Annotated in this window: 19 protein-coding genes and 1 tRNA gene; 10 read left to right on the top strand and 10 right to left on the bottom strand. The window is 65.6% G+C overall.

From position 1 onward, the window contains the following. Window positions 1–91: 91 nt before the first annotated feature. The 6 genes from cmk to SK854_RS45950 all read left to right on the top strand — a co-directional run bounded on the left by cmk (window position 92) and on the right by SK854_RS45950 (window position 4878). Window positions 92–778, top strand: a complete 687-nt coding sequence (gene cmk / locus SK854_RS45975) for a (d)CMP kinase (protein ID WP_319981641.1) — start codon at window positions 92–94, stop codon at window positions 776–778. Next, on the top strand, window positions 775–1407 hold the full coding sequence (locus SK854_RS45970; protein WP_319981513.1) for a lysophospholipid acyltransferase family protein: 633 nt from the start codon (window positions 775–777) through the stop codon (window positions 1405–1407). The genes cmk and SK854_RS45970 overlap by 4 nt, the downstream gene beginning before the upstream one ends. Further along, window positions 1404–2825 (top strand): ribosome biogenesis GTPase Der, encoded by a 1422-nt coding sequence (gene der / locus SK854_RS45965; protein ID WP_319981512.1) that lies wholly within the window; start codon window positions 1404–1406, stop codon window positions 2823–2825. The genes SK854_RS45970 and der overlap by 4 nt, the downstream gene beginning before the upstream one ends. A gap of 65 nt (window positions 2826–2890) precedes the next feature. Then, complete coding sequence (locus SK854_RS45960; protein ID WP_319981511.1) at window positions 2891–3523, top strand: response regulator transcription factor; 633 nt, start codon at window positions 2891–2893, stop codon at window positions 3521–3523. Continuing rightward, the gene (locus SK854_RS45955; RefSeq protein ID WP_319981510.1) at window positions 3517–4632 is read left to right on the top strand and encodes a sensor histidine kinase; all 1116 of its coding nucleotides are present in this window, start codon (window positions 3517–3519) and stop codon (window positions 4630–4632) included. Before SK854_RS45960 ends, SK854_RS45955 begins: the two co-directional genes overlap by 7 nt. Before the next feature lie 172 nt (window positions 4633–4804). Next, a tRNA-Pro gene (locus SK854_RS45950) sits at window positions 4805–4878 on the top strand. Between the two features lie 96 nt (window positions 4879–4974). Here the strand turns inward: SK854_RS45950 and SK854_RS45945 are convergent. The 4 genes from SK854_RS45945 to SK854_RS45930 all read right to left on the bottom strand — a co-directional run bounded on the left by SK854_RS45945 (window position 4975) and on the right by SK854_RS45930 (window position 9139). Then, window positions 4975–5604, bottom strand: coding sequence for a hypothetical protein (locus tag SK854_RS45945; protein WP_319981509.1), 630 nt, complete (start codon window positions 5602–5604; stop codon window positions 4975–4977). Between the two features lie 24 nt (window positions 5605–5628). Continuing rightward, window positions 5629–7668 (bottom strand): hypothetical protein, encoded by a 2040-nt coding sequence (locus tag SK854_RS45940; protein ID WP_319981508.1) that lies wholly within the window; start codon window positions 7666–7668, stop codon window positions 5629–5631. 257 nt (window positions 7669–7925) lie between these two features. Next, window positions 7926–8831, bottom strand: coding sequence for an IS3 family transposase (locus tag SK854_RS45935; RefSeq protein ID WP_319981507.1), 906 nt, complete (start codon window positions 8829–8831; stop codon window positions 7926–7928). Next, on the bottom strand, window positions 8828–9139 hold the full coding sequence (locus SK854_RS45930) for a transposase (protein ID WP_166056390.1): 312 nt from the start codon (window positions 9137–9139) through the stop codon (window positions 8828–8830). Before SK854_RS45930 ends, SK854_RS45935 begins: the two co-directional genes overlap by 4 nt. Before the next feature lie 279 nt (window positions 9140–9418). Between SK854_RS45930 and SK854_RS45925 the strand changes: the two genes are divergently transcribed. Both SK854_RS45925 and SK854_RS45920 read left to right on the top strand, forming a co-directional pair. Next, a complete protein-coding gene (locus SK854_RS45925; RefSeq protein ID WP_319981506.1) occupies window positions 9419–9790 on the top strand; it encodes an effector-associated constant component EACC1 in 372 nt (123 codons plus the stop codon). Beyond that, window positions 9777–11243, top strand: a complete 1467-nt coding sequence (locus tag SK854_RS45920; protein ID WP_319981505.1) for a caspase, EACC1-associated type — start codon at window positions 9777–9779, stop codon at window positions 11241–11243. The genes SK854_RS45925 and SK854_RS45920 overlap by 14 nt, the downstream gene beginning before the upstream one ends. A gap of 24 nt (window positions 11244–11267) precedes the next feature. Here the strand turns inward: SK854_RS45920 and SK854_RS45915 are convergent, their stop codons facing one another. Together SK854_RS45915 and SK854_RS45910 are read right to left on the bottom strand one after the other, a co-directional pair. Next, entirely contained in the window at window positions 11268–11765 is a 498-nt protein-coding gene (locus tag SK854_RS45915; RefSeq protein WP_319981504.1) for an abortive infection family protein, read from the bottom strand. After that, window positions 11762–12124: a hypothetical protein gene (locus SK854_RS45910; RefSeq protein ID WP_319981503.1), complete on the bottom strand. Its 363-nt coding sequence runs from the start codon at window positions 12122–12124 to the stop codon at window positions 11762–11764. The genes SK854_RS45915 and SK854_RS45910 overlap by 4 nt, the downstream gene beginning before the upstream one ends. Window positions 12125–12262: 138 nt before the next feature. Between SK854_RS45910 and SK854_RS45905 the strand changes: the two genes are divergently transcribed. Continuing rightward, window positions 12263–14374, top strand: a complete 2112-nt coding sequence (locus SK854_RS45905) for a helix-turn-helix domain-containing protein (protein WP_319981502.1) — start codon at window positions 12263–12265, stop codon at window positions 14372–14374. A 248-nt stretch (window positions 14375–14622) separates the two neighbouring features. On the opposite strand, the gene SK854_RS45900 is transcribed toward SK854_RS45905, so the two are convergent. After that, on the bottom strand, window positions 14623–15399 hold the full coding sequence (locus SK854_RS45900; RefSeq protein ID WP_319981501.1) for a hypothetical protein: 777 nt from the start codon (window positions 15397–15399) through the stop codon (window positions 14623–14625). 120 nt (window positions 15400–15519) lie between these two features. Next, window positions 15520–16488 carry a DUF4238 domain-containing protein gene (locus SK854_RS45895; protein WP_319981500.1) on the bottom strand — a complete coding sequence of 323 codons (969 nt, stop codon included), beginning with the start codon at window positions 16486–16488 and terminating at the stop codon, window positions 15520–15522. 193 nt (window positions 16489–16681) lie between these two features. On the opposite strand from SK854_RS45895, the gene SK854_RS45890 reads away from it, so the two are divergent. Then, window positions 16682–16900: a hypothetical protein gene (locus SK854_RS45890; RefSeq protein ID WP_319981499.1), complete on the top strand. Its 219-nt coding sequence runs from the start codon at window positions 16682–16684 to the stop codon at window positions 16898–16900. Between the two features lie 921 nt (window positions 16901–17821). On the opposite strand, the gene SK854_RS45885 is transcribed toward SK854_RS45890, so the two are convergent. Both SK854_RS45885 and SK854_RS45880 read right to left on the bottom strand, forming a co-directional pair. Then, window positions 17822–19039 carry a hypothetical protein gene (locus SK854_RS45885; protein ID WP_319981498.1) on the bottom strand — a complete coding sequence of 406 codons (1218 nt, stop codon included), beginning with the start codon at window positions 19037–19039 and terminating at the stop codon, window positions 17822–17824. Window positions 19040–19051: 12 nt separating this feature from the next. Further along, on the bottom strand, window positions 19052–19336 hold the full coding sequence (locus tag SK854_RS45880; RefSeq protein WP_319981497.1) for a hypothetical protein: 285 nt from the start codon (window positions 19334–19336) through the stop codon (window positions 19052–19054). Window positions 19337–19542: the final 206 nt, after the last annotated feature.

Raw genomic sequence — 19542 nt, 5'->3', positions numbered from 1 at the left:
CCCGGTGCCGGTGTGAGCGTCCGCACCAGGCACAATGTGGGCCGTGGGTGTCTCGGAGGGAGCTGCTGTGGGCCAGGGTCAGTTGCGCGGTGTGGTCGCTCTCGACGGACCGGCGGGCACCGGCAAGTCCACCGTGGCCAAGCGCGTCGCGATGGCGCTGGACGCCCGCTACCTCGACACCGGCTCGATGTACCGGGCGATCGCGCTGGCGGTCCTGCGCGCGGGCGTCGATCCGACGGACGAGGTCAAGGTCGCCGCGGTCGTGGACGGCGCGGTGCTCGTCGTCGGCACGGACCCCCAGAAACCCGGCATCACGCTCGACGGCGACGACGTGTCGGCCGAGATCCGCGGGCCCGAGGTGTCGCTGGCGGTGTCGCCCGTCTCCGCGACCAGGCACGTGCGGGAACTCCTCGTGGCCCAGCAGCGCGCGATCATCGCGGACGCCGTCGACCACGTCGGCGGGATCGTCGTCGAGGGTCGTGACATCGGCACGGTCGTGTCGCCCGACGCCCCGTTGAAGGTCTACCTGACGGCGTCCGCGGACGCGCGGGCCGCGCGCAGGACCAAACAGGACACCGCGGCCGGTCGCAAGTCCACTGTGGACGCCGCGCTCGCCGACGTGCAGCGCCGCGACAACTACGACTCGTCGCGCGCCGTGTCGCCGTTGAAGGCGGCCAGTGACGCGGTGGAGCTCGACAACACGGACCTCGACCTCGCGGGCACCATCCGGGCGTTGCTGGAGCTCGTGGAGCGCCGTGGGCTGCGGGTGACCGGGTGAGCGTTCCCGCGGGGACGGTGCCCTGGCTGTTCGACCTCGGACGCTGGATCGGGCGGGTTCCCTACGCCTGGCAGTTCCGGATTCGGGTGCACGGCCTCGACCGCGTACCCTTGAGCGGCGGCGTGGTCGTCGTCGCCAACCACAGCTCGATGTCTGACGGGCCGATCCTGTTCGGGGCGCTGCCCCGGCGCGTGACGTTCCTGATCAAGCAGGAGATGTTCAAGGGCGTCGTCGGCAACCTCTTGCGCAAGATCGGTCAGATTCCCGTCAAACGGGGCGAAGCCGATCGCACGGCACTGGTCACCGCGCAGTCCCTGCTCAAGGCCGGCGGCGTGATCGGGATCTTCCCCGAGGGCACGCGCGGCGAGGGCGACGTGGCGAGCGCGCAGAACGGCGCCGCGTGGCTGGCCAAGACGTCCGGCGCGATGGTGCTGCCGATCGCCTGCCGCGGGACCTACCAGGCCAAGGGCTGGCGCCCCGAGGTCGACGTGCTGATCGGTGAGCCGTTCCACCTTCCCGAGGGGAAGGGACGGGCTGCTTTGGGCGTTGCCACCGAGCAGGTGCGCGATCGCCTGGCGACACTGGTCGCCGAACTTGATGGACTTCGTACGAGTGAGGGAAGACGATGACGGACCTGGACGGCACCTGGGAGGACGAGGCCGACTGGTCAGCCTTCGACGACCTCGACGGCTCTGACGGTGGGGAAGCCGCGCCGCCACAGCCGGTGCTCGCGGTGGTGGGACGGCCGAACGTCGGCAAGTCCACGCTGGTCAACCGCATCATCGGCCGCCGAGAGGCCGTGGTGCAGGACGTGCCCGGCGTGACGCGCGACCGGGTGGCGTACGACGCGCTGTGGAACGGCCGCAAGTTCACCGTGGTCGACACGGGCGGCTGGGAGCCGGACGCGGTCGGGCTGCAGGCCTCCGTGGCCGCGCAGGCCGAGCTCGCGATGGCGACCGCGGACGTGATCCTGCTGGTCGTGGACGCGTCGGTGGGCGCGACGCAGACCGAGGAAGCCGTCGCGAAGGTCCTGCGCCGGTCCAAGAAGCCCGTGATCCTCTGCGCGTCCAAGGTGGACGACGACCGGCTGATGGCCGACGTCGCGTCGCTGTGGTCGCTGGGCCTGGGCGAGCCCATCGCGGTGTCCGGCCTGCACGGCCGCGGCTCCGGCGACATGCTCGACGTGATCCTGCAGAAGCTGCCGGAGACCCCGCGCGACGACTTCGGCGCCGGCAACGGCGGTCCCCGCCGCGTGGCGCTGGTCGGCAAGCCGAACGTCGGCAAGTCGTCGCTGCTCAACCGCCTGACCGGCGAGAACCGCTCGGTCGTCGACTCGGTCGCGGGCACCACCGTCGACCCGGTCGACTCGCTGGTCGAGCTCGACGGCGAGATCTGGCGTTTCGTCGACACCGCCGGCCTGCGCAAGCGGGTCAAGTTCTCCGGCGGCGCCGAGTACTACGCCTCGCTGCGCACCAAGTCCGCGATCGAGACCGCCGAGGTCGCGGTCGTGCTGCTCGACGCGCACGAGCCGTTGGCCGAGCAGGACCTGCGCGTGCTGACGATGGTCGTCGAGTCGGGCCGCGCGTGCGTGCTGGCGTTCAACAAGTGGGACCTCGTCGACGAGGACCGCCGCACCGAGATGGTCCGCGAGCTCGAACGCGGCCTGGTGCGCGTGCCGTGGGCGGACAAGGTCAACATCTCGGCCCTGACCGGCCGCGCCGTGCACAAGCTCGCCCCCGCGCTGCGCACCGCTTTGAACTCGTGGGACACCCGCGTTCCGACCGGCCGCCTCAACCAGTGGCTGACCGAGCTGATCGCCGCCACCCCGCCGCCCGTGCGCAGCGGCAAGCAGCCCAAGGTGCTGTTCGCGACGCAGGCCTCGACCCGCCCGCCGACGTTCGTGCTGTTCACGACGGGCTTCCTGGAGGCTTCGTACCGCCGGTTCATCGAGCGCAGGCTCCGTGAGGAGTTCGGCTTCGAGGGCAGCCCGGTCCGCATCTCCGTGCGCGTGCGCGAGAAGAAGAAGGCCGGCGCCGGCAAGAAGTAGTTTCTCCGGGTGACGACCCGGCCGATCTGGTTGCCCTTTGTCATGGGGTGCGGTTGGTTGGGTCAGTGGCCGTACGCGTGGTGCTAGCCGACGACGAGGCCCTGCTGCGGCGGGGCCTGAAAGTCCTCCTCGAGGCCGACGGACGGGTCGAGGTGGTCGGCGAGGCAGCCGACGGCGCCGAACTCGTCGACGCGGTCCTGGCCCACCTGCCGGACGTGGCGCTGGTCGACGTCCAGATGCCGGGCGTCGACGGCCTGGAGGCGGTGCGCCGGCTGCGCACCTGGGCCACACCACCCGCCATCGCCGTGCTGACCACGTTCGACCTGGACGACTACGTCGCGACCGCCCTGGACCTCGGCGCCCAGGGCTTCCTGCTGAAGGACGCCGAACCGGAAGCCCTGGTCCGAGCCGTGGTCGACCTTGCGGCAGGCGGAGCCGTCCTGGACCCGCGCATCACCGCCCGCCTGCTACCGCGCCTGCGCGGCTTCCGCGCCAACCGCCAGCTCGACTCGCTGTCGGCCCGCGAACGCCAGGTCCTCGAACTGGTCGCGGCAGGCCGTTCGAACCACTCGATCGCCGAAGAACTCTGCCTGTCCGAAGCGACGGTGAAGAGCTACGTCTCCACCGTCCTGACCAAACTGGGCGTGGAGAACCGGGTGCAGGCGGCTCTCGTCGCGCACCAGGTCGGTGTGTGGTGAAACCGGTCCTGCGCGAAGTCCTCACCGTCGCCGTCACCACGGGAGTGGTCCTGATGACCCAGGACCGCCCGTTCGAGTGGTCCCTGTGGACCGCGATAGCCGCGTCGCTACTGCTGCCCTTGCGCCTGCGCTGGCCGTGGCTGGCCTCCCTCCTGTGCGTCCCCGCGGTAGCCGGCGGCCTGGGCTGGGCCCCGGCACTGGTCGCCCAATACCGCCTGGGAAGCAAGGAGAAGTCGATCCCGGTCCAGCTCTTCTGGGCCCTGCTGATGACCGTGGCCTCCATCGCCCCAGTCCTCATGACCGAGTCCATCCCCCTGGGCCCACTACTGCTGGCCACCGCGTTCGCCTTCGGCCTGGCCGCCGCCCCCACAGCCCTCGGCGCCCTCATCACCACCCGCAAAGAGCTGACCCAGTCGCTATACGAAACCCGCCGAGCCAGAGCCGCAGAACTAGAGGCACAAGAGACCTCAGCCCGTGCCGCGGAACGAGCCCGAATAGCCCGCGAGATCCACGACGCAGTAGGCCACCACGCCACCCTGATAGCCGTCGAGTCAGCCGCCCTGGCCGCCACCGCCCCAGACGCGGCAGTACGCGAGACCGCCCTGCGCCTACGCGCCCTGGCAAAGGAATCGCTGTCCGAAATGCGAGCGGCCCTGGGCCTCCTGAACTCCGACACCTCCTACCCCTCCCTGCAGGAACTGGTCGAGCGAGCCCGAGTGGCCGGCGTGTCCGTGACACTCTCGGAAACAGGCGACACCCCACTGTCCCCAGCCGTCTCCAGAGCCCTCTTCCGAGTGGTCCAGGAATCCCTCACCAACGTGACAAAACACGCCCCAGGCGCCACCGTGACCGTAACGGTGGACAGAGCCACACCAGTCCGCGTAGCAGTGGTGAACGGCCCAGGCGACCTACCGTCCCTGGCCGACGGAGGAGGCGCGGGCCTGCACGGCCTGTCAGAACGAGTCCGCCTCGCCGGCGGCACCCTGACCACCTCGTACCGAGCAGACGGCGGCTTCAGCGTCAGCGCCGTCCTACCGCCCGGTAAGCCGAAGGTTGACGGACAAGACTCGACTTTCGGAGGTGGCGCCCGAGACACCGCCACCGCATGATCTGGGTGTCGGTCGAGGATCGGGGGATCGGTCGGACCGAGGGACGCGGGGACCCGAACTTCGGGTCCCCGCCGTATTTCCGCAGCTCGCGGCCTGTTTCGGGGGTCGTTTTTGATCTCTGTCCGGGGTGTTGTAGGATTTCTCATGCACGCCGGGAAACCGGACGTGTGGCCGGGACGTGGCGCAGTTTGGTAGCGCACTTGACTGGGGGTCAAGGGGTCGCAGGTTCAAATCCTGTCGTCCCGACGGTCTGAAACAGCCCGCTGATTCTGGGTGAAAGCCCAGGTCGGCGGGCTTTTTCGTTCGCGCGAAACGATCTTCGCTTGATCATCAATTTCATGATCAACAGGCGGATGAAGGAGTGAATAAGGAGCCGCTGGCTCCTTCGTTTTGACTAACGGCAAATGAGGTCACCACGAACGGGTGAACTTGCTGAACCGGCCGGAATCGGCGTGAACTGGCGTAGTCGTCCACCAACGGGACTGAGTCACAGGCTTCGCCCTGTTCGGTTTGACGCGGTTCGCGTTCGTTGCTTACGGCTTGCGGCACGCTCCCGGTAGGCGGTGCGCTGCGGTCGACACGGTCCACATCGCCCCAGCGCCCAAACTCTCCCGCTCTCTCCTGCTCGTAGACCTCACGCGATTCGGCAGCCAACGTGCGCGGCAAAGCGATCGCGGCATCCATCGCGATCGCCCTGTCAGGAGCGGCGCCGTTCATCACGACCTCATCCCTATGGATGGCCGCCACGGTGTTCTGGCTAGACAACCACCAGCGTAAGAGGTCCCTGCCTACCGACGAAAACCCCGCTATGACCGGCGGCAGGATTCGAACCTGCGACATCGCCGGTGGAGTCGGCGTGTATGCCAGGAAGGCTGGTGTCCTCGCGCTCGCGCACGAAGGCGTTGTGGATCGCCTGGCGTCAGAGGGGTCGATGTCGGCGCTGCGGAGAATCGGCTCGAGCGTGAGCGTCATGGAGATCTCTACCGCGTGATGCGCCTAGCTGGGCAGCCCGAGCTTGTCGAAGAACGCCCGGTTCCGCTCCGTGGCCGAGTTGACCAGCCCATCGAAGCTCATGACCTCGATGTACGCCTTGGCTGCGTCATTGAAGCCGAAGTACCCGAGGCCGTCGTGTGTCGGGCGCAGGTTCGAGGTCTCGCACCGCTCGATCATCTTGGCCGTGAGGTCGGCGATGATGTAGCAGAAGGCTGGCGGCTCGTGCGTCGGCGGGATTGGCCTCCCCGTCGCGGTCAGCACGCCCCCTGCGCGGATCCTCTTGACGTAGTCGAGGCACTGCTTGATCGGATTCTTGTCCTCGGTGGCGTCCTTGCGCATCGGACGCTTGATCTCGACCACAACGATCGACGGCAAGGGCAGCTTCTGCCCTTCCGATGTGAGCACCGGCGAGTCGATGAGGCGCGTCGCGAGTATGTCGGGCTCCGTCGTGGAGCCGGACCCTGTGATCGGCATGTTCTTCAGCGTCTTGTCGGACGCGAGGTAGTCGTGGAATGCGAGCCTCTCGTCGATGATCCACAGGTTCGACCCCTCGGAGGAGATCTCATTGGAATCCGTCCGCATGGGCACGATCAACGTGTGGATCGCGTCCTCTCGGCTGTAGTTTCCGTCCTTGTCCGCGCGGATCAGACGCCCGAGCAGATCCAGCACCGTTCGGCGGCGCGAGACGTACGCCGCCAAGTCCGATTGGTTGATCTCGCTGACGGTGCTGAGGTACGCCACGAGTCGTTCCGCGTAGCCCTCCGCCGGCTCCGAATCGGCTTCCGCGAAGATTTCCTGTCCCTGCACGAAGGCTTCGGACTCGATCTTCTGCAGGTGCCGGTGAAGTAGGAACTCAAGGTCTTGATCCTTGATCGACGGATCGACCGTGATGCCACGCTCCTCGATCTTGGCCAGAAGCGGTCGGTACCGCGGAGCACGTTTGCTCACGAAGTCGTGGATCCGCTGTTTACCCTGCTCTCGCGCGGACTTCAGCGGCTCTTGCAGGATCCTTCCGACTTCTTCGAGGACAGCCTCCCGGATGTCGTCCAACGAGAGCTCGTCGACCTGCGGATCGTCCGCGTTGCGGTCGCTGATGTCGAACGCCGTCCGATCGGACCGGACACGATCGTCGAGGTAGTCCGATGTCAGATAGCACGCGTAGACGAACTCACCGGACTCCTGGTCGTTGAGCTTGCCGTGGAGCCCCGGTACCTTCCCGTTTAGGTTCTCCTCGATGACGACGCGGCTCGCCGCGCACCAGTGGAGACGGGGGACGGAACTACGCGCAGACGCCTTGAGTCGAAGGTTCATCATGTCGAACTTCTTGCCCTTGACCTCGATCGTCGACGGCACCATCTCCGAGTCGACGAACTCGTCCATCAGGTCGGCCAGCGACACCGACTCGTCGTCGTCTGCGATCGTCACGATAGGTGCGCCGCCGGGCCTGAGGAAGTACCAGATGCAGTGCTCGAATACCTCGCGCGCGATGGCATCGACGCCTTTCGGAGCATGCTGCTGGTACGACTTCTTGAAGCCGTCGAGGCTCACGACCGTGCCGGCACGGTCGAACCCGTCCGCTTCGCCGTCTTGCTCGACCTCGCGCTCGACCGAGAACTTGAACTGGCGTCCCCGTAGCTGCCTGTCCTCGTCCTCGTACGCGCTGCGGACCGTCACCCTGTCGAAGGCCTTGAGCCACAGCAGTCGCCCGACGCCGCGGCAGCCGAGGTCTGCCTTGTAGTCGCTGTCCAACGTTTCGAACGAGGACATGTTCTGAGCCGTGAATCCCACGCCGTCGTCCTTGACTGTGAAGCCGACGATCGGCTTCATTGGGGCGCGCCCAGGGCCTGATGGGCCGAAGTCAAACTCTGTCTGTGCGTCGCGATACACCTTCACGTCGATCCGACCAGGCACTGTGGAGTCCTCGTGCCGCGCGTCGATCGCCTGGATGCCGTTGACGATCGCCTCGAGGAGCGGCAGGAGCGCGTGGCTCTTGGGCAGACTCGTGTTGCGGACTCGGCCCGCCAGGGAGGTCGTCAGCGCCATGATCCGTCCCTTCGCCGCGGACGGAGCGACCATACCGAAAGGACGGAGCGACCATACCGAAGAGTGCCGACAACGGCCGTGCGCCGATCCGCTCGCAGGGCCCCGTATGAATGACCACGCTTCACACCTGGTTATGCCCATACCTTCCACTCGTCACTGAACGACTGCCAGGGATGCCGTCCGGAGCCGTGGTGGTCCATCAGCTGCGCAATGCCTTCAGCCCACATTGAGGTTCCCCCGATAACTCGGAGGGTTGGTTACCTGGCTCCGGTCGGGGACGCAGGAAGGATAGATGGCTCGAGTTGATCGGCGTGCCAGGCGGCCTCGTACTCGTCGGGGCTGAGCCAGCCGAGCTCTTTCTGGATGCGCTGGGTGTTGTACCAGCCGTCGATGTAGCTGAAGATCGCGTTCTCGGCCTCGTCACGGGTGCGCCACGAGTTGCGGTACACGAGCTCGATCTTCAGTGTGGAGAAGAAGTTCTCCATCAGCGCGTTGTCGTAGGAGTCGCCGACCGAGCCCATCGACGGCAGGATTCCGTTATCCGCCAGGCGTTGCGCGAAGCGGATCGAGGTGGAGGTCGAGCCTCTGTCGCTGTGGTGGATCAGCTGTCCGTCACGGACATCCCGCGACCAGATGCCGTACTCCAGCGCGCCGAGTACGAGGCTGGTGTCGCAGCGGTCGCTGGTCTTCCAGCCCACGATCCGGTTGGAGAAGGCGTCTCGGACGGCGGCCAGCCAGAACACGCCCTCGCCGGTGGGGATGCGGGTGGCGTCGGCGACCCACAGCCGGTCCGGGGCCGGGGCGGTGAAGTCCCGGTTGACCAGATCCGGTGCCGGCGCCGCTCGTGGATCACGTCGGGTCGAGGGCGTTCGCCACTTCTTGCGCAGGAACGCGCCCTGCAGCTCGTGGTCACGCATCAGCCGCTCGACCCGCTTGCGCGACACCAGGATCCCGCGGCGGCGCAGCGTCGCGTGCACCCGTGGGCTGCCGTAGGTGGTGTGGATGTCCACGATCTCGGCCACCAGCTCCTTATCCTGGCGCTGCCGCGGTGACGGGTCTGCCTGGCGCCGGACCCAGCCGTAGTAGGTGGAGGAGGCGATACCGAGGACCCGGAGGATGGGCTCGACCCCGAAGCGGCCACGAAGCTGCGCAACGAGCTTCACGACCGTCGCCGGGTCGGGTCGAGTTCCGACGCGAAAAAAGCGCTCGCGGCCTTGAGGATCTCGTTGGCACGCTTGAGTTCCGCGTTCTCCCGCCGCAGCCGGCGCAGTTCCTCCGACTCGCTGGTCGTGGGCCGGTCGTCACGCTCGCCGCGGTCGGCCTCGTCCTGACGGATCCAGTTGCGCAGTGCTTCGTGATGCACCCCGAGCTGCTCGGCCAGCCGACGGATCACCGGCTTGGGATCAGACTCTCGATACAGCCGGACTGCACGAGCCCTCAGCTCGTCGGGGTACTTCTTCGGTGGTGCCACGGACGACTCCCTTCAGGTCCTATCGGACCATGCTTGAAAGTCTCCGAGCTACCGGGGGAACCTCACACCGTGTCGAACTGGATGCCTGCGTGCCGTACATAGTCGGCGTTGGCCACTGCCGCGGCGTCGAGCATCTTGTGCATGGGTGCGGCTGTACAAAGCAGGTCGGTCATGCTTCTTCCCCTGGTGAATGCTGCGGCGTTCCGTCGAACGGTAACGGAGATCGGTGGGTGTCCGATGTCGTTGCCAGTATCTGCCACAGTTGCGGAGGTGTGTTGAGTGGAACTGCTTGTCCGGATGCCGGAGGACAGCATCTCGTTGCCCAGTCTGCGTTCCTGGCTCGTGCGTGATCCTGAATTCCGAGGCAGGGTCACGCTCGTGCCGGCACCTGCCGAGGGACAGCTGAGCGGGGCCTGGGACGCCGTGGTGATCGCAGTCGGCAGCGGTGGGGTGGGCGCGGTCTTCTTGCAAACCCTCAGCGAGTGGCTCAAACACCGGCGCCCCGAGCAGAGTTTCGAGCTCACGATCAAGGACGGCGAGCGGGAGGTCACGGGGACGTTCAAGAACATCGCTCCGGAGGAAGCGAGAGAACTGCTGCGCCGCCTCGACACGCCGAGCCTCCCTTCGTCCGGCGACGATGACACGCCCTGACCGCAGCAAGTCGTACGCGGTGCTCATCGGCGTGAGCACATACGAGGATCCGGCTTGGGAGGACGTTCCCGGCGCGCAGAACAACATCGAGGCGCTGCGAGAACTGCTCAGCGGTCCACAGGGCTGTGTCGCCCCGGAGAACTGCGTTTTGCTGCCAAATCCCTCTTCCCCGGCCGAGATCCTGCGCAAGATCCTGGAGGTCGGGGAAGAGGCGACTGACTTCTTCTTCTTGTACTACGTTGGCCACGGCTTCCCGAGTGAGACCCGTCAGCTGTTCCTGACCGACAGTGGGACCGCGCAAGACATCCGGCTCCGGGAGGCGTCGGCGCTGGAGTGGGACCGGCTGCGCTTGGCGCTTCAGCAGAACGTCTCCGCACAGCGCAAGATGGTGGTGATCGACAGTTGCCACAGCGGTCTCGCGGTCGACCACCTCGGATCCGACGGCCCTCTGCTCGACATCGAGGGATCGTTCATCCTCGCCTCCACCCATGGCTCCGATACGGTGCCTGGCGGGAAGCCGTTCACCCTGTTCACAGGTAAGTTGATCGATCTGCTGCGTACCGGCGTCACGGACGATTCGCCCTTCCTGACCCCGTGGATGATCTATGAAGAGGTGCGCCATCGGCTGCGGCACACCAAGCTTAGGATTCCTCAGCCGTTCAACACTGGTAACGTCGGCGAGCTGTGGCTCCTGCCGAACCCGGCTTGCACTCCGATCGGTGAGCTGACGATGCTCGACCTGTTGCTGCGGTGGTGGCACTCGCGACAACCCCGCCCCAGCTCGTCCAGCCGCCGTATGGCTCGTCCGCCTAAACCCCGGCAGCAGACTTCCCCGTCACCCAAGCCCATTCTGTCAAGAATCGCGAGAGCCGCTGAACCCGCGGAGGAACCCGTCGAAACACGCGCCGGGACCACTTCTCCCGTCAAGGTCGGCGCGGGCGGAGGTGGTGTGCTGGTCGCCTTCGGCGTGATCTTCCTGATCTCAGTCTTCAGCTCTTCCGAGACGCGCTATGTGGGCGAACTGACGCCGCAGGGTGATGCACCGCTGAACGCGCAGAACGCTCTGTCTTTCGAACTGCGCGCCGATGACCCGAACATCTCGACCATCTTCACCCTCCCTCCAGGGCTGAAGTACCGGAAGATCAGCTCCGTCTCACCGGCCGTGTCCCTCAAATCAGGCTGCCGCAACGTCGAGTTCGACGTGGAGCTTCAGATCGACCAGACTCCGTACTACGAAGCCAAGTTCGCGAACCGGGCCTCAGGTGCGGCGCGGTTGAGCGCGAGCACCCTCCCCACGCTCGACCGCGTGGACTTTGATATCCCTGGCACGGGCCAGGAACTGCGGGTACTGGCTAGCGCAATCCTGGAGCCGGGGTGCGCGTTGACACTCTCTTTGGACAGGCTCAAGATCGTCGAGAGCGACACCGAGTGGATCGTCGACTTCGTGGCCTGACCAGCGAAGCCTCAGCGGATAGGGTCAACTCCCAGACGCCTTCCTGCTCGGCGCGGCGGCAGCAGCCTGGCTTTCGCGCCACGGCGCTCGCTGATCGGCGAGGGTGTCGAGTATCAGCTGACACCACGTCCGGGCCGCGCCGACCGCGAGGTAGGCATGACGGGGATGAAGCCCTACCGGGGTGCTCGCGGGCCCGTGGCCCGTGCCGTAGCCGCGATTGCGCAGCTCGGCTACGCCTACTGCCGCCGACGTGAGGCCACCCAGGATCTTCTTGACGGCGTCTGATCCGTCGGGACCGACTGTGGCAGTCGACGGGTGCAGCCGCAGAGCCTTCTGGGCGCGACTGATCAACGCGGGCAGGTCATCGGAACGCTCATCCACAGGCTGCCCGAGCTGAACCAAAACGACCTTGGCGGTGGACTCGATCAGCTCCTTCGCCGCGCCGATGGCCTCGCGGGGGTGGCCGGGCAGCGTACGGGCGATGCGGTCGAAGCCGTCCAGGATCGCCGACGGATCAGTCAAGTGGGCAAGTGAGACCGGAACCGCCGCAGGGCTCGCCACCGCCACGATCCGCCGTTGCTCGGTGAATCTCGTTCCAGCCGTCCTTGCAGGGTGACGATCTGGTCGTCTGACAGCTGCTGCAGCAGCGTCTCGAAGGCGAGCAGTGCACGGGCAACGTGCGAGTGATCGGCCCAGTTGACGCTGTGCTCGTACTCGCGGAAGCGACTCCGGCGCTCTCCCTGCTCCTGGTTGTCCTCGCCGCTGGGGGCGAAGCCTTCGTCCTGCCACATCCCGTCGATGTCTCGCAGTACAACACCTGAGGCGGCGTCGCGGAACGCGCGCCGCGTGGCGCGGCTGACCAGCTGGCGGTCTTGGATCACGGTACAACTCTAGTCACCCAGAGCAACCAGTATTCGGGTGCAGAGCGAAGGACACCTAGCCTCCAGCAACCTCTCTTGACAATTGCAGCAACGTTGCTGCAACCTGTCGCCAGGAGTTAGGGAGGGCCTGTGTCGGCTATGAATGAGTTTGGCGACGTTCAGCTGGGTCATCGATTGGCCCAATTGCGCGAGCGGACCGGAATGAAGCAGGCGGAGCTGGCGCGGAGGGTCACCTGGAGTCAGGCGGTCCTGTCCCGCATCGAGGCCGGCGAGCGCGCGATTTCAGATGACGAGCTCCAGGCGTTGCTCGAGGCCATCGCCACTTCGGAAGCGTCGCAGCTGGCTGTCGTCCTCGAACGAGACTGGCGGTTCCTTCCTCGACCAGCGCTCGATCACCCTGAACAGGACTTGTTGTGGGACGCCGAGCGGATGACGGCCGCCCTGGAGGAAGCTGCCGCCGCTCCTGATGCCCGCCCCGCGTTTCAGCGTCGGCTAAGAGAGTACGTCGACGAAATCTCCGGCTTGGCCGGTTTGCTGCTGCGGCGCGAACATCAGATCGCCTTCATCGGCAGCATCGGCATTGGCAAGTCCACGGCGATCTGCCGCGCGACGGGCCTTGAAGTGCCCGGCCAGCATGGTCGCCCGGTACCGGTTTTGGAGACGGGGGCTGGTGGCGTCACGCTGTGTGAAGTCCATCTCGGTCTTGGGCCCGGATACGGCATCATCGTCGAGCCCCGTACCCACGACGACATCCGCGCGGACGTCGAGGACTTCGTCGATCAGCTCCTGCAGGCCAGTCCGTCTGTCGTTGACGACGACGGTCCGCCTGCAGTACCGCGGGAGATCGAACGCGCGATTCGGAACATGGCCAACCTCGTGCCGAAGCGAACAAAGGGTGCCGACGGCAAGACAGTGCGCGCGGATCCGGCCAAGGTGCTCGCAGCCGAGATTCCGTCGAAGCGTGAACTTGTCGTCGAGGTGCTTACCCGGATGGGCCTGCATCGGCGGGACAGGCGGGATGAGTGGCACACCCCCGCGCTCGCCGCTAGCCCTCTGGAGTGGATGAGAACGACCTTCGAGCAGATCAACAACGGGCGGCATCCGGAGTTTTCCCTGCCGGGACGAATCGATCTTGTGGTTCCACAGCTGCTGGATGCCGGAGATCTGGACGTCAGCATCATCGACACCAGGGGGATCGACCAGCCTTCGGCCCGAGCTGATCTCGAAGCTCTGCTAGAAGACCCCCACACGGTGTCGATCCTGTGCTCTGCGTTCAACGACGCCCCGTCGGACACCATCAAACACCTGCTCCAGCGAGCTCGAGACATCAACAACTCGCGGATCGACTCCAACATGGGGGTGCTCGTCCTCGCGCGTCCGAACGAGGCGTGCGCGGTCAAGGACGAAGTCGGAGCGCAGGTCGAAACGATTGAGGAGGGCTACGAACTCAAGGGCGAGCAGGTGGGCACTGCGCTGATTCCCTATCGGTTGGGTGAGAGCCCGGTCTTCTTCTTCAACGCCCTAGAAGACGAGCCTGGCCTCCTCCGAACCTTTCTGCGCGAGCGAGTGGCGCACACGCGCGATGAGTTCCGCGGGCAGTTGGACGGCGTCCTGGCCAGAACGCGCACCCTTCTCGACAACGCCGAGCAGGAACAGGTGCAGGAGGTCCAGCGCGAGGCTGGCAGGCTCCTGGCCACCTGGATCAGGCAGCACCCCGCGCCTGCATCGATCGGCGGCCACGTCCACGACACCCTCCTTGACCAGATCGAGACCGCTCATGCGAGCAGCGTCCACGCTGCTATCCGGAGAGAGGGCGAATGGCGGTCGTTGAGCTACTCGCACCAGCTTGGCCATGGTGCGCGCAAACTCGCGGTGATGGCGCTGCACAACTCGGTGAACGGGTTCTCCGACATGTGCGGCACGCTTCGTGCCTCCATGCCCGAAGCAGAGGAGCTGCTATCCCAGGCGCAGGGTCTAATGGCCGCCTCGTACGAGGAGTTGCTCCGCAAGGTACAGCTGACCAGCCTCACCCTTTACCAGGACCAGTTGCGGCAAGATCCCCAGTTCTGGCTCGACAACGCGGCGGAGTGGGGACACGGTTCCGGGTACCGCAACCGCGTTCTGCGCCGCAACCGCGCTTGGTTTCAGGAGCAGGCGCGCCAGGACCTTGAGTCCCAGCTCAACGCGGTACTCCATCGCGAGTGGACCGCCCTGCTTGACCGCGTCGGGTCGATCTTTGATGCCTCGTAACGAAAAGCTGTTGCAGGCGTAGCCTGTCGCGTCGACACCTCTGTCAACCTCGTGGCGCATCGCCGCATAGCCAGCCACATCCCCGTACTGCAAAGACACACCACGACCAGAACCACGGGCCGGCGATAAGCGGTCCCCCGGCGTCGCCGGGGGACATGCGGCGTCGATTAACCTTGCACCCAGGAACCCCAGCTTGGGCTTGCCTCGCCTCCGCTGCTGATCTCGTTCTGCGCGTGGTGCGGGCCAGGTCAGTCGAAGGGGTGGTCGCGTCGCCATTCGTGGTTGGCGATCGCTCGAACTACTCCGCCCTCCTTGAACCCGCTCACGAGCCAGAGTTGGGAGAGCTCCTCCGGCAACTGAGGGGCTTCGGTCGGCAGCGGCCCTCCGAAACACAGGTTGTCGTAGGCGGCGAAGCTGAAGGCTTGGGGCCTGACCGACAGGAACAGGTGCCGCTCTTCGTGGCCAGACGCAGCTAGTTTTTCGATCTTGCCCTGCAACTTTTCGTCAAGAAGCGCAGCGTTCACCAGGTCAGGCAGGTCCAGTCCGCCGGTTCCGGTGAAGCCGCCGATCGGCGCGGTGATGACCCACACGATCGGAACGCCGGTGACCGGTTCCTTCGTCGCAACACCGCCCACTCCGAGATCGAACAGCTCAGCAGCGGTTGTGCTTGTCTCGACTGCATTCTTGAGGTCGGTGTAGCCGCGGTCCTCGCAGTGAAGGAGGGTCTGATCGAGTAGGTGGAACTTCCTCGGGGAGAAGTCCCGCGGAACCCAAGTCATCCAGCACTGGGAGAGACCAGCGATGGTGCGCTTGTGCCCCTGCTTGTCGAGGACGTTCATGATGCGTGCCTCCTCGACCGGACCGAGAGACGAGACTTCCAGGGCGGCGATACGCCCGTCTGGGTAGCGCAGCAGCGCGTCTACGTCGGCCTGGCGCCCGTTGACGTCGTACTCCTCGACGAGTACGTCGAGGACTTTGCCGACGACGGCTAGGGCGAACTTTTCATCGGGGCGGTCTGCGCTCATGGACTGACGATAGTCACGGCAGAGTCGCATATGTACCTGGCGCCCCGTACGCAAGCCGTTGCACGGCAAACAGAATCGTCACCTGTGGTACTGCCGTGGTGGCAGCGTTTGTGTCCACAGTCAGTCGTCGACAGGGCCGATCTGGTGAAACGGATCGGGCAGGTCGGCAAGTTCGCGGGCTTCCTTGTCAGCAGCGCTGAGCGTGGCGCCCCAGATGGTCGGGAGGATCCAGCGCTGCGTCTGGATGTCGTCATCCAGCGCTTGGCGCAGTGGGTCGTCAGCTAAACCGTCAGGGCGGTGCGCGACAAACTCCCGCGAGTTGAACACCGTGGCCCGGTTGAAGTCTGAGGCGCTGAGCCGGCGGTTGGTGTACGGCTCACGGGCGATGATCAATCCCAGGTCGGGCGCCAGCGGCACGGTGATGCGTGCGCAGTTGCCGAAGCCGAGTGCGACGCCATGATGAGTCCATGCTGTTGGCATGTCGCTGGTTTCGCCGTCGGCTACACCCCACATGCAGACCAGGTTGTCGGCAACCGCAAGCTTGGCTGAAGTTGGCCGGTACAACCGCCAGGTCCACGGCCCGTGCTGCAGCCAGTCCACGACGTAGCTGGATCGCTCCTTGGGATTGAACTCGTCGCGGGCGCGAGCCCACCACGGGCCCAGAACGTTCATGAGTATGGGGAGCAGCCCTGCAGAGCGATTGCTGTCGTCCACAGGAACATCCCCCGTCACGCTGCGTCGGACGGTAGTGAGCAAGAACCGGCTGCGAGCCCATTGCAGCGAGATCAGGAAGCCGAGTACCTCACGCTGAGCCTCGCTGACCGTTCTGGTGGTCGTGCTGCGGAGCGTCTTGATCACCTCGGCGGCAGCACCTTCGATCTCGCTCATGCCCTGTTCGAGGGTGACGTGGTCCGGTTCGCGACTGGGCCAGTACAGGCTGTGTCCCAGGTTGGTGTGCCCGACGTCCCGCACGTTCGATGGATAGGAAGCGACACGGTCAGTTCGGTAGATCAGAAGCCGCCCGCGGTCGTCGGCGAAGAGCTGGAGCAAGAACTGTGGCACGTAGTGATGCTTCTTGGGTGCGGACATGCTCGTCCTCGAGCTACTTGTTAGGTGGACTGGTTGTCGGCTGCGCGCATCTAAGCACCAGGCCAAAACTCCTGTCCGAAACCTTCGGATAGGGGACTCCGTCCGCGCCAGGTCGGCCGCTGTCGGCGACGCGTGAAAACCTGGATCTGGCACGGTTTTCGTGACGGCCCTCCGTAGTTGATCATGGTGTGTGTTGATCACGGAGTTGCTCGGTGTCGTGTTCCCTCAGTTGCTCGGCGTGCGGATCGAGAAGGTCTTCGCTGCTGGCCTGTCGGTGCGGATCCAGGCGAGTACGCAGGATCAGGACGTGCCTGGCTTTGGGCTCGTGCCACAGCCGGTGACCGCTTCGCCCACGGCGCTGCCGTGCGCCTCCTGCATAACTCTGGTGAGACAACGGATGGCGATCGGCTGAGCCGCTACGGATGGGAGCTTGACGGCACGATTTCGGCTCCCTGGACTCCTGCATCGCATCGCTTGACCATCGAACCGTGATGATGGCGCCGCGCCGAACAGGTGCGGCAGACGCAGAGCCAGCATCCGCGTGGCAGCTGCCGCGGTGCTCGCGTCGCTCCAACCGCCCCCAACCTGCTACACGGTGTGCGGCAGTGGTTCTGTTCTGCCACCTCGTCCGTAAGCTGCACGTAACTGCGCTGAACGGTAGTCAACTGCGCTGGTTTTCTTGTGCCCCTTATGTTTTCGCAGGCTAGAGGCGCAGGGTTGCCCCTGGCAGTGTGAGGGTCAGGGGTTCGAGTCCCCTCAGCTCCAGATCGAACTCCGGCTCTACGTCGGCAAGTTCGCCGGCGGCAAGGCGGCCGAGCACGAACGCCTCATCCGCGAATGCTTCCGGCTGAGCATCTACCAATGGGAAAGCCAGGGCTACTTCGGCTGCAACTGGAACTGATCGATCGCGGATGTGTGCTTGTGCGCCGCCGAGTTCCGGCGGCGCACAAGCACTTGAGTCACATAGCCGGTAGGACTCGAAGACGGCCAGGCTCTCCTCACGCCACGCACTCGACGAAACTACCGCCGTCGAGTGCAGGATCTGCCACGATATCGCCGAGCGGGGAACGGCTGCGTCTCGGCTGCAACGTCGAGTGAGGAAGCGATTGCCCGCGACGGCGGTGGCTGGTCGTTGATTGACGAGCACCTCCGGGTGCGGTACCACTCGCTGACGGTCACCTCGCTGCCCGACGAGCTGGAACCGATCGCGTGGACGCACGGGATTCCGTTCGCACCAGAACCACGTTCCTTCTCGCAGGTGACTTCGGCGACGGGAAACGGATGCATACCTGGTTCCACAATCGTCCGACCTGCCGAGTGGGCTGGATCTGAGTCAGCACATCGGTAGCCCGGCGCCGCCGCGGTCGGACGATCGCAGCCATACCTCCGACAGGTAGCCGCTGGTTGAGGCGTTCCACTGGATCCGGTACCAGCGGTTGGAGGTGAACAAGCCTGGGTTGTTGTCGTCCGACGGCTCCGTCCGGTCGCCGTTGGTGAGTTCGGCGCCGATCACCTGACAGACGGCTCGCAACGTCCTGCCGCTGCCGAATTCTGTGCCGGGGATGGCGCAGCCCAGCGATCTGCACCGAGCCAGGGTCTGGGTAGACAGATAAGCAGGGCTGTCCTCACGCATCTGCGTGGGTCCGTTGGTAACCCGGTTGTCGGTGACGACGTCGCGAGACACCAGAAGCGGAATACCGGTTGATGTCGGCGGCACATGGGTGGAAAGGGTCGGTGCAGCTGTAGCTGGCGATGGCTCGGTCGGCGAAGGCACGGACCGTGGCGATGGCACGGAGGGAGGCGGGGTGTTGACGCGAAACTTCGACCATGCCCAGCGCCCGGAGGCTTCATCCACCGCGCGCAGGTCGTAGTCACCGCTGTCCCTGTCGGCGCAGGACCACGTCCATGGAACGCCTCCGCGTGCGTCGACCTTGCCTTGGAACACCTCCTCTTCCACGGGATTCCAGGAGATCGAGAGGGTGAACGGCCCACCAGGGGTGAAGCCGCTCGACACGGCGGACAGTGAGCCTCCCGCGCTGGTGCACGTGCCCCGGATCTCGATATTTGTCGGCGGGCCTGGATGCTGTGGCGTCGGGTGTGCCGCCAGGATGTCCGGTGTGCAGTTCGGTGTGGAGGTCTGCGCTTTGACGAGATCGGAGTACACCCAGCCGGTCCAGCCGGGGTGCCAGCCGTTCTCCTCCTGCGTCACGTAAAACCACCGCGGCGACGGGTAGCCGTCGGGTTTCGCGGTGTCTTGCCAGCAGCGCATGGTCACGTAGGTCCCGTTGGGCAGGAAGTCGAACGGCGCGCAGTGTGTGTCGTCAGGGGCGCGCTGCGGCGTGCCAGGACATGGCCGCATTGCCACCATACGGTCGTTGGAGTCCCGGTAGACCACGCTCTTACCCGCTGAAGAAGCGGCGGCTCTTGCTACATCCTGGACCACAGGCTCTGCGGTCGGGAAGCCGGTGACCTCCGGCTGCGGGCCGATTGCGACGGTCATACCCGAGGCGAGCGTGACAACTCCGATGAGGATGAGCGGGAGCTTGGCCAACGAGGTGTCCTTTCAACAGTCGGGAACGGCAGGGTCGACGGGGGTGGAACCACTGGGGTCACCAAGATCATCACCGTTGGTGAAGGTGTTCGAGACGGCGTAGTACCGGTTGTGCCACGGCGGGCTGGCGATCCGGTACCAGTAGCCGGCGGGACTGGCGCTAGGCATCGATGTGTTCAGCACCTTGCACGAGGCGAGCACCACCTGTCCGAACAGGACCTTGTCGGGTCCCATCGCAAGACCCTGCGTGTCGAGGAAGGTGTTGGCGCCGTTGCGGTTGCCTTGGGTGACAGGCACTCCTGACGGCTTCGGAGTCGTTGTGCTGGTAGGTGCCGGACCGACGGTGCCGGATGGGATCGGCGGCGAACGCCCGATTGTGCGGGACGTCGGGCCAAGGCTGGGCGGCGGCACTGCTACAACGGTGGTCGTAGGGGCATCGCCGGTGGACGGTTGCGTCGTCGGAGGCGTATCGGACACGGATGACGATGAAGACGACGGTGCTG

The sequence above is a fragment of the Lentzea sokolovensis genome, assembly GCF_033949975.1.
GTDB classification, from domain to species: Bacteria; Actinomycetota; Actinomycetes; order Mycobacteriales; family Pseudonocardiaceae; genus Lentzea; species Lentzea sokolovensis.
This window is presented reverse-complemented; position numbering and strand designations above follow the sequence as displayed.

What these genes read in the sequence shown, in the direction of transcription:
- der (WP_319981512.1), top strand. Translation starts at nt 1,404, where the DNA reads ATGACGGACCTGGACGGCACCTGGGAGGACGAGGCCGACTGGTCAGCC.
- SK854_RS45945 (WP_319981509.1), bottom strand. Translation starts at nt 5,604, where the DNA reads ATGACGCTCACGCTCGAGCCGATTCTCCGCAGCGCCGACATCGACCCC.
- SK854_RS45940 (WP_319981508.1), bottom strand. Translation starts at nt 7,668, where the DNA reads ATGGCGCTGACGACCTCCCTGGCGGGCCGAGTCCGCAACACGAGTCTG.
- SK854_RS45920 (WP_319981505.1), top strand. Translation starts at nt 9,777, where the DNA reads ATGACACGCCCTGACCGCAGCAAGTCGTACGCGGTGCTCATCGGCGTG.
- SK854_RS45905 (WP_319981502.1), top strand. Translation starts at nt 12,263, where the DNA reads ATGAATGAGTTTGGCGACGTTCAGCTGGGTCATCGATTGGCCCAATTG.
- SK854_RS45900 (WP_319981501.1), bottom strand. Translation starts at nt 15,399, where the DNA reads ATGAGCGCAGACCGCCCCGATGAAAAGTTCGCCCTAGCCGTCGTCGGC.
- SK854_RS45895 (WP_319981500.1), bottom strand. Translation starts at nt 16,488, where the DNA reads ATGTCCGCACCCAAGAAGCATCACTACGTGCCACAGTTCTTGCTCCAG.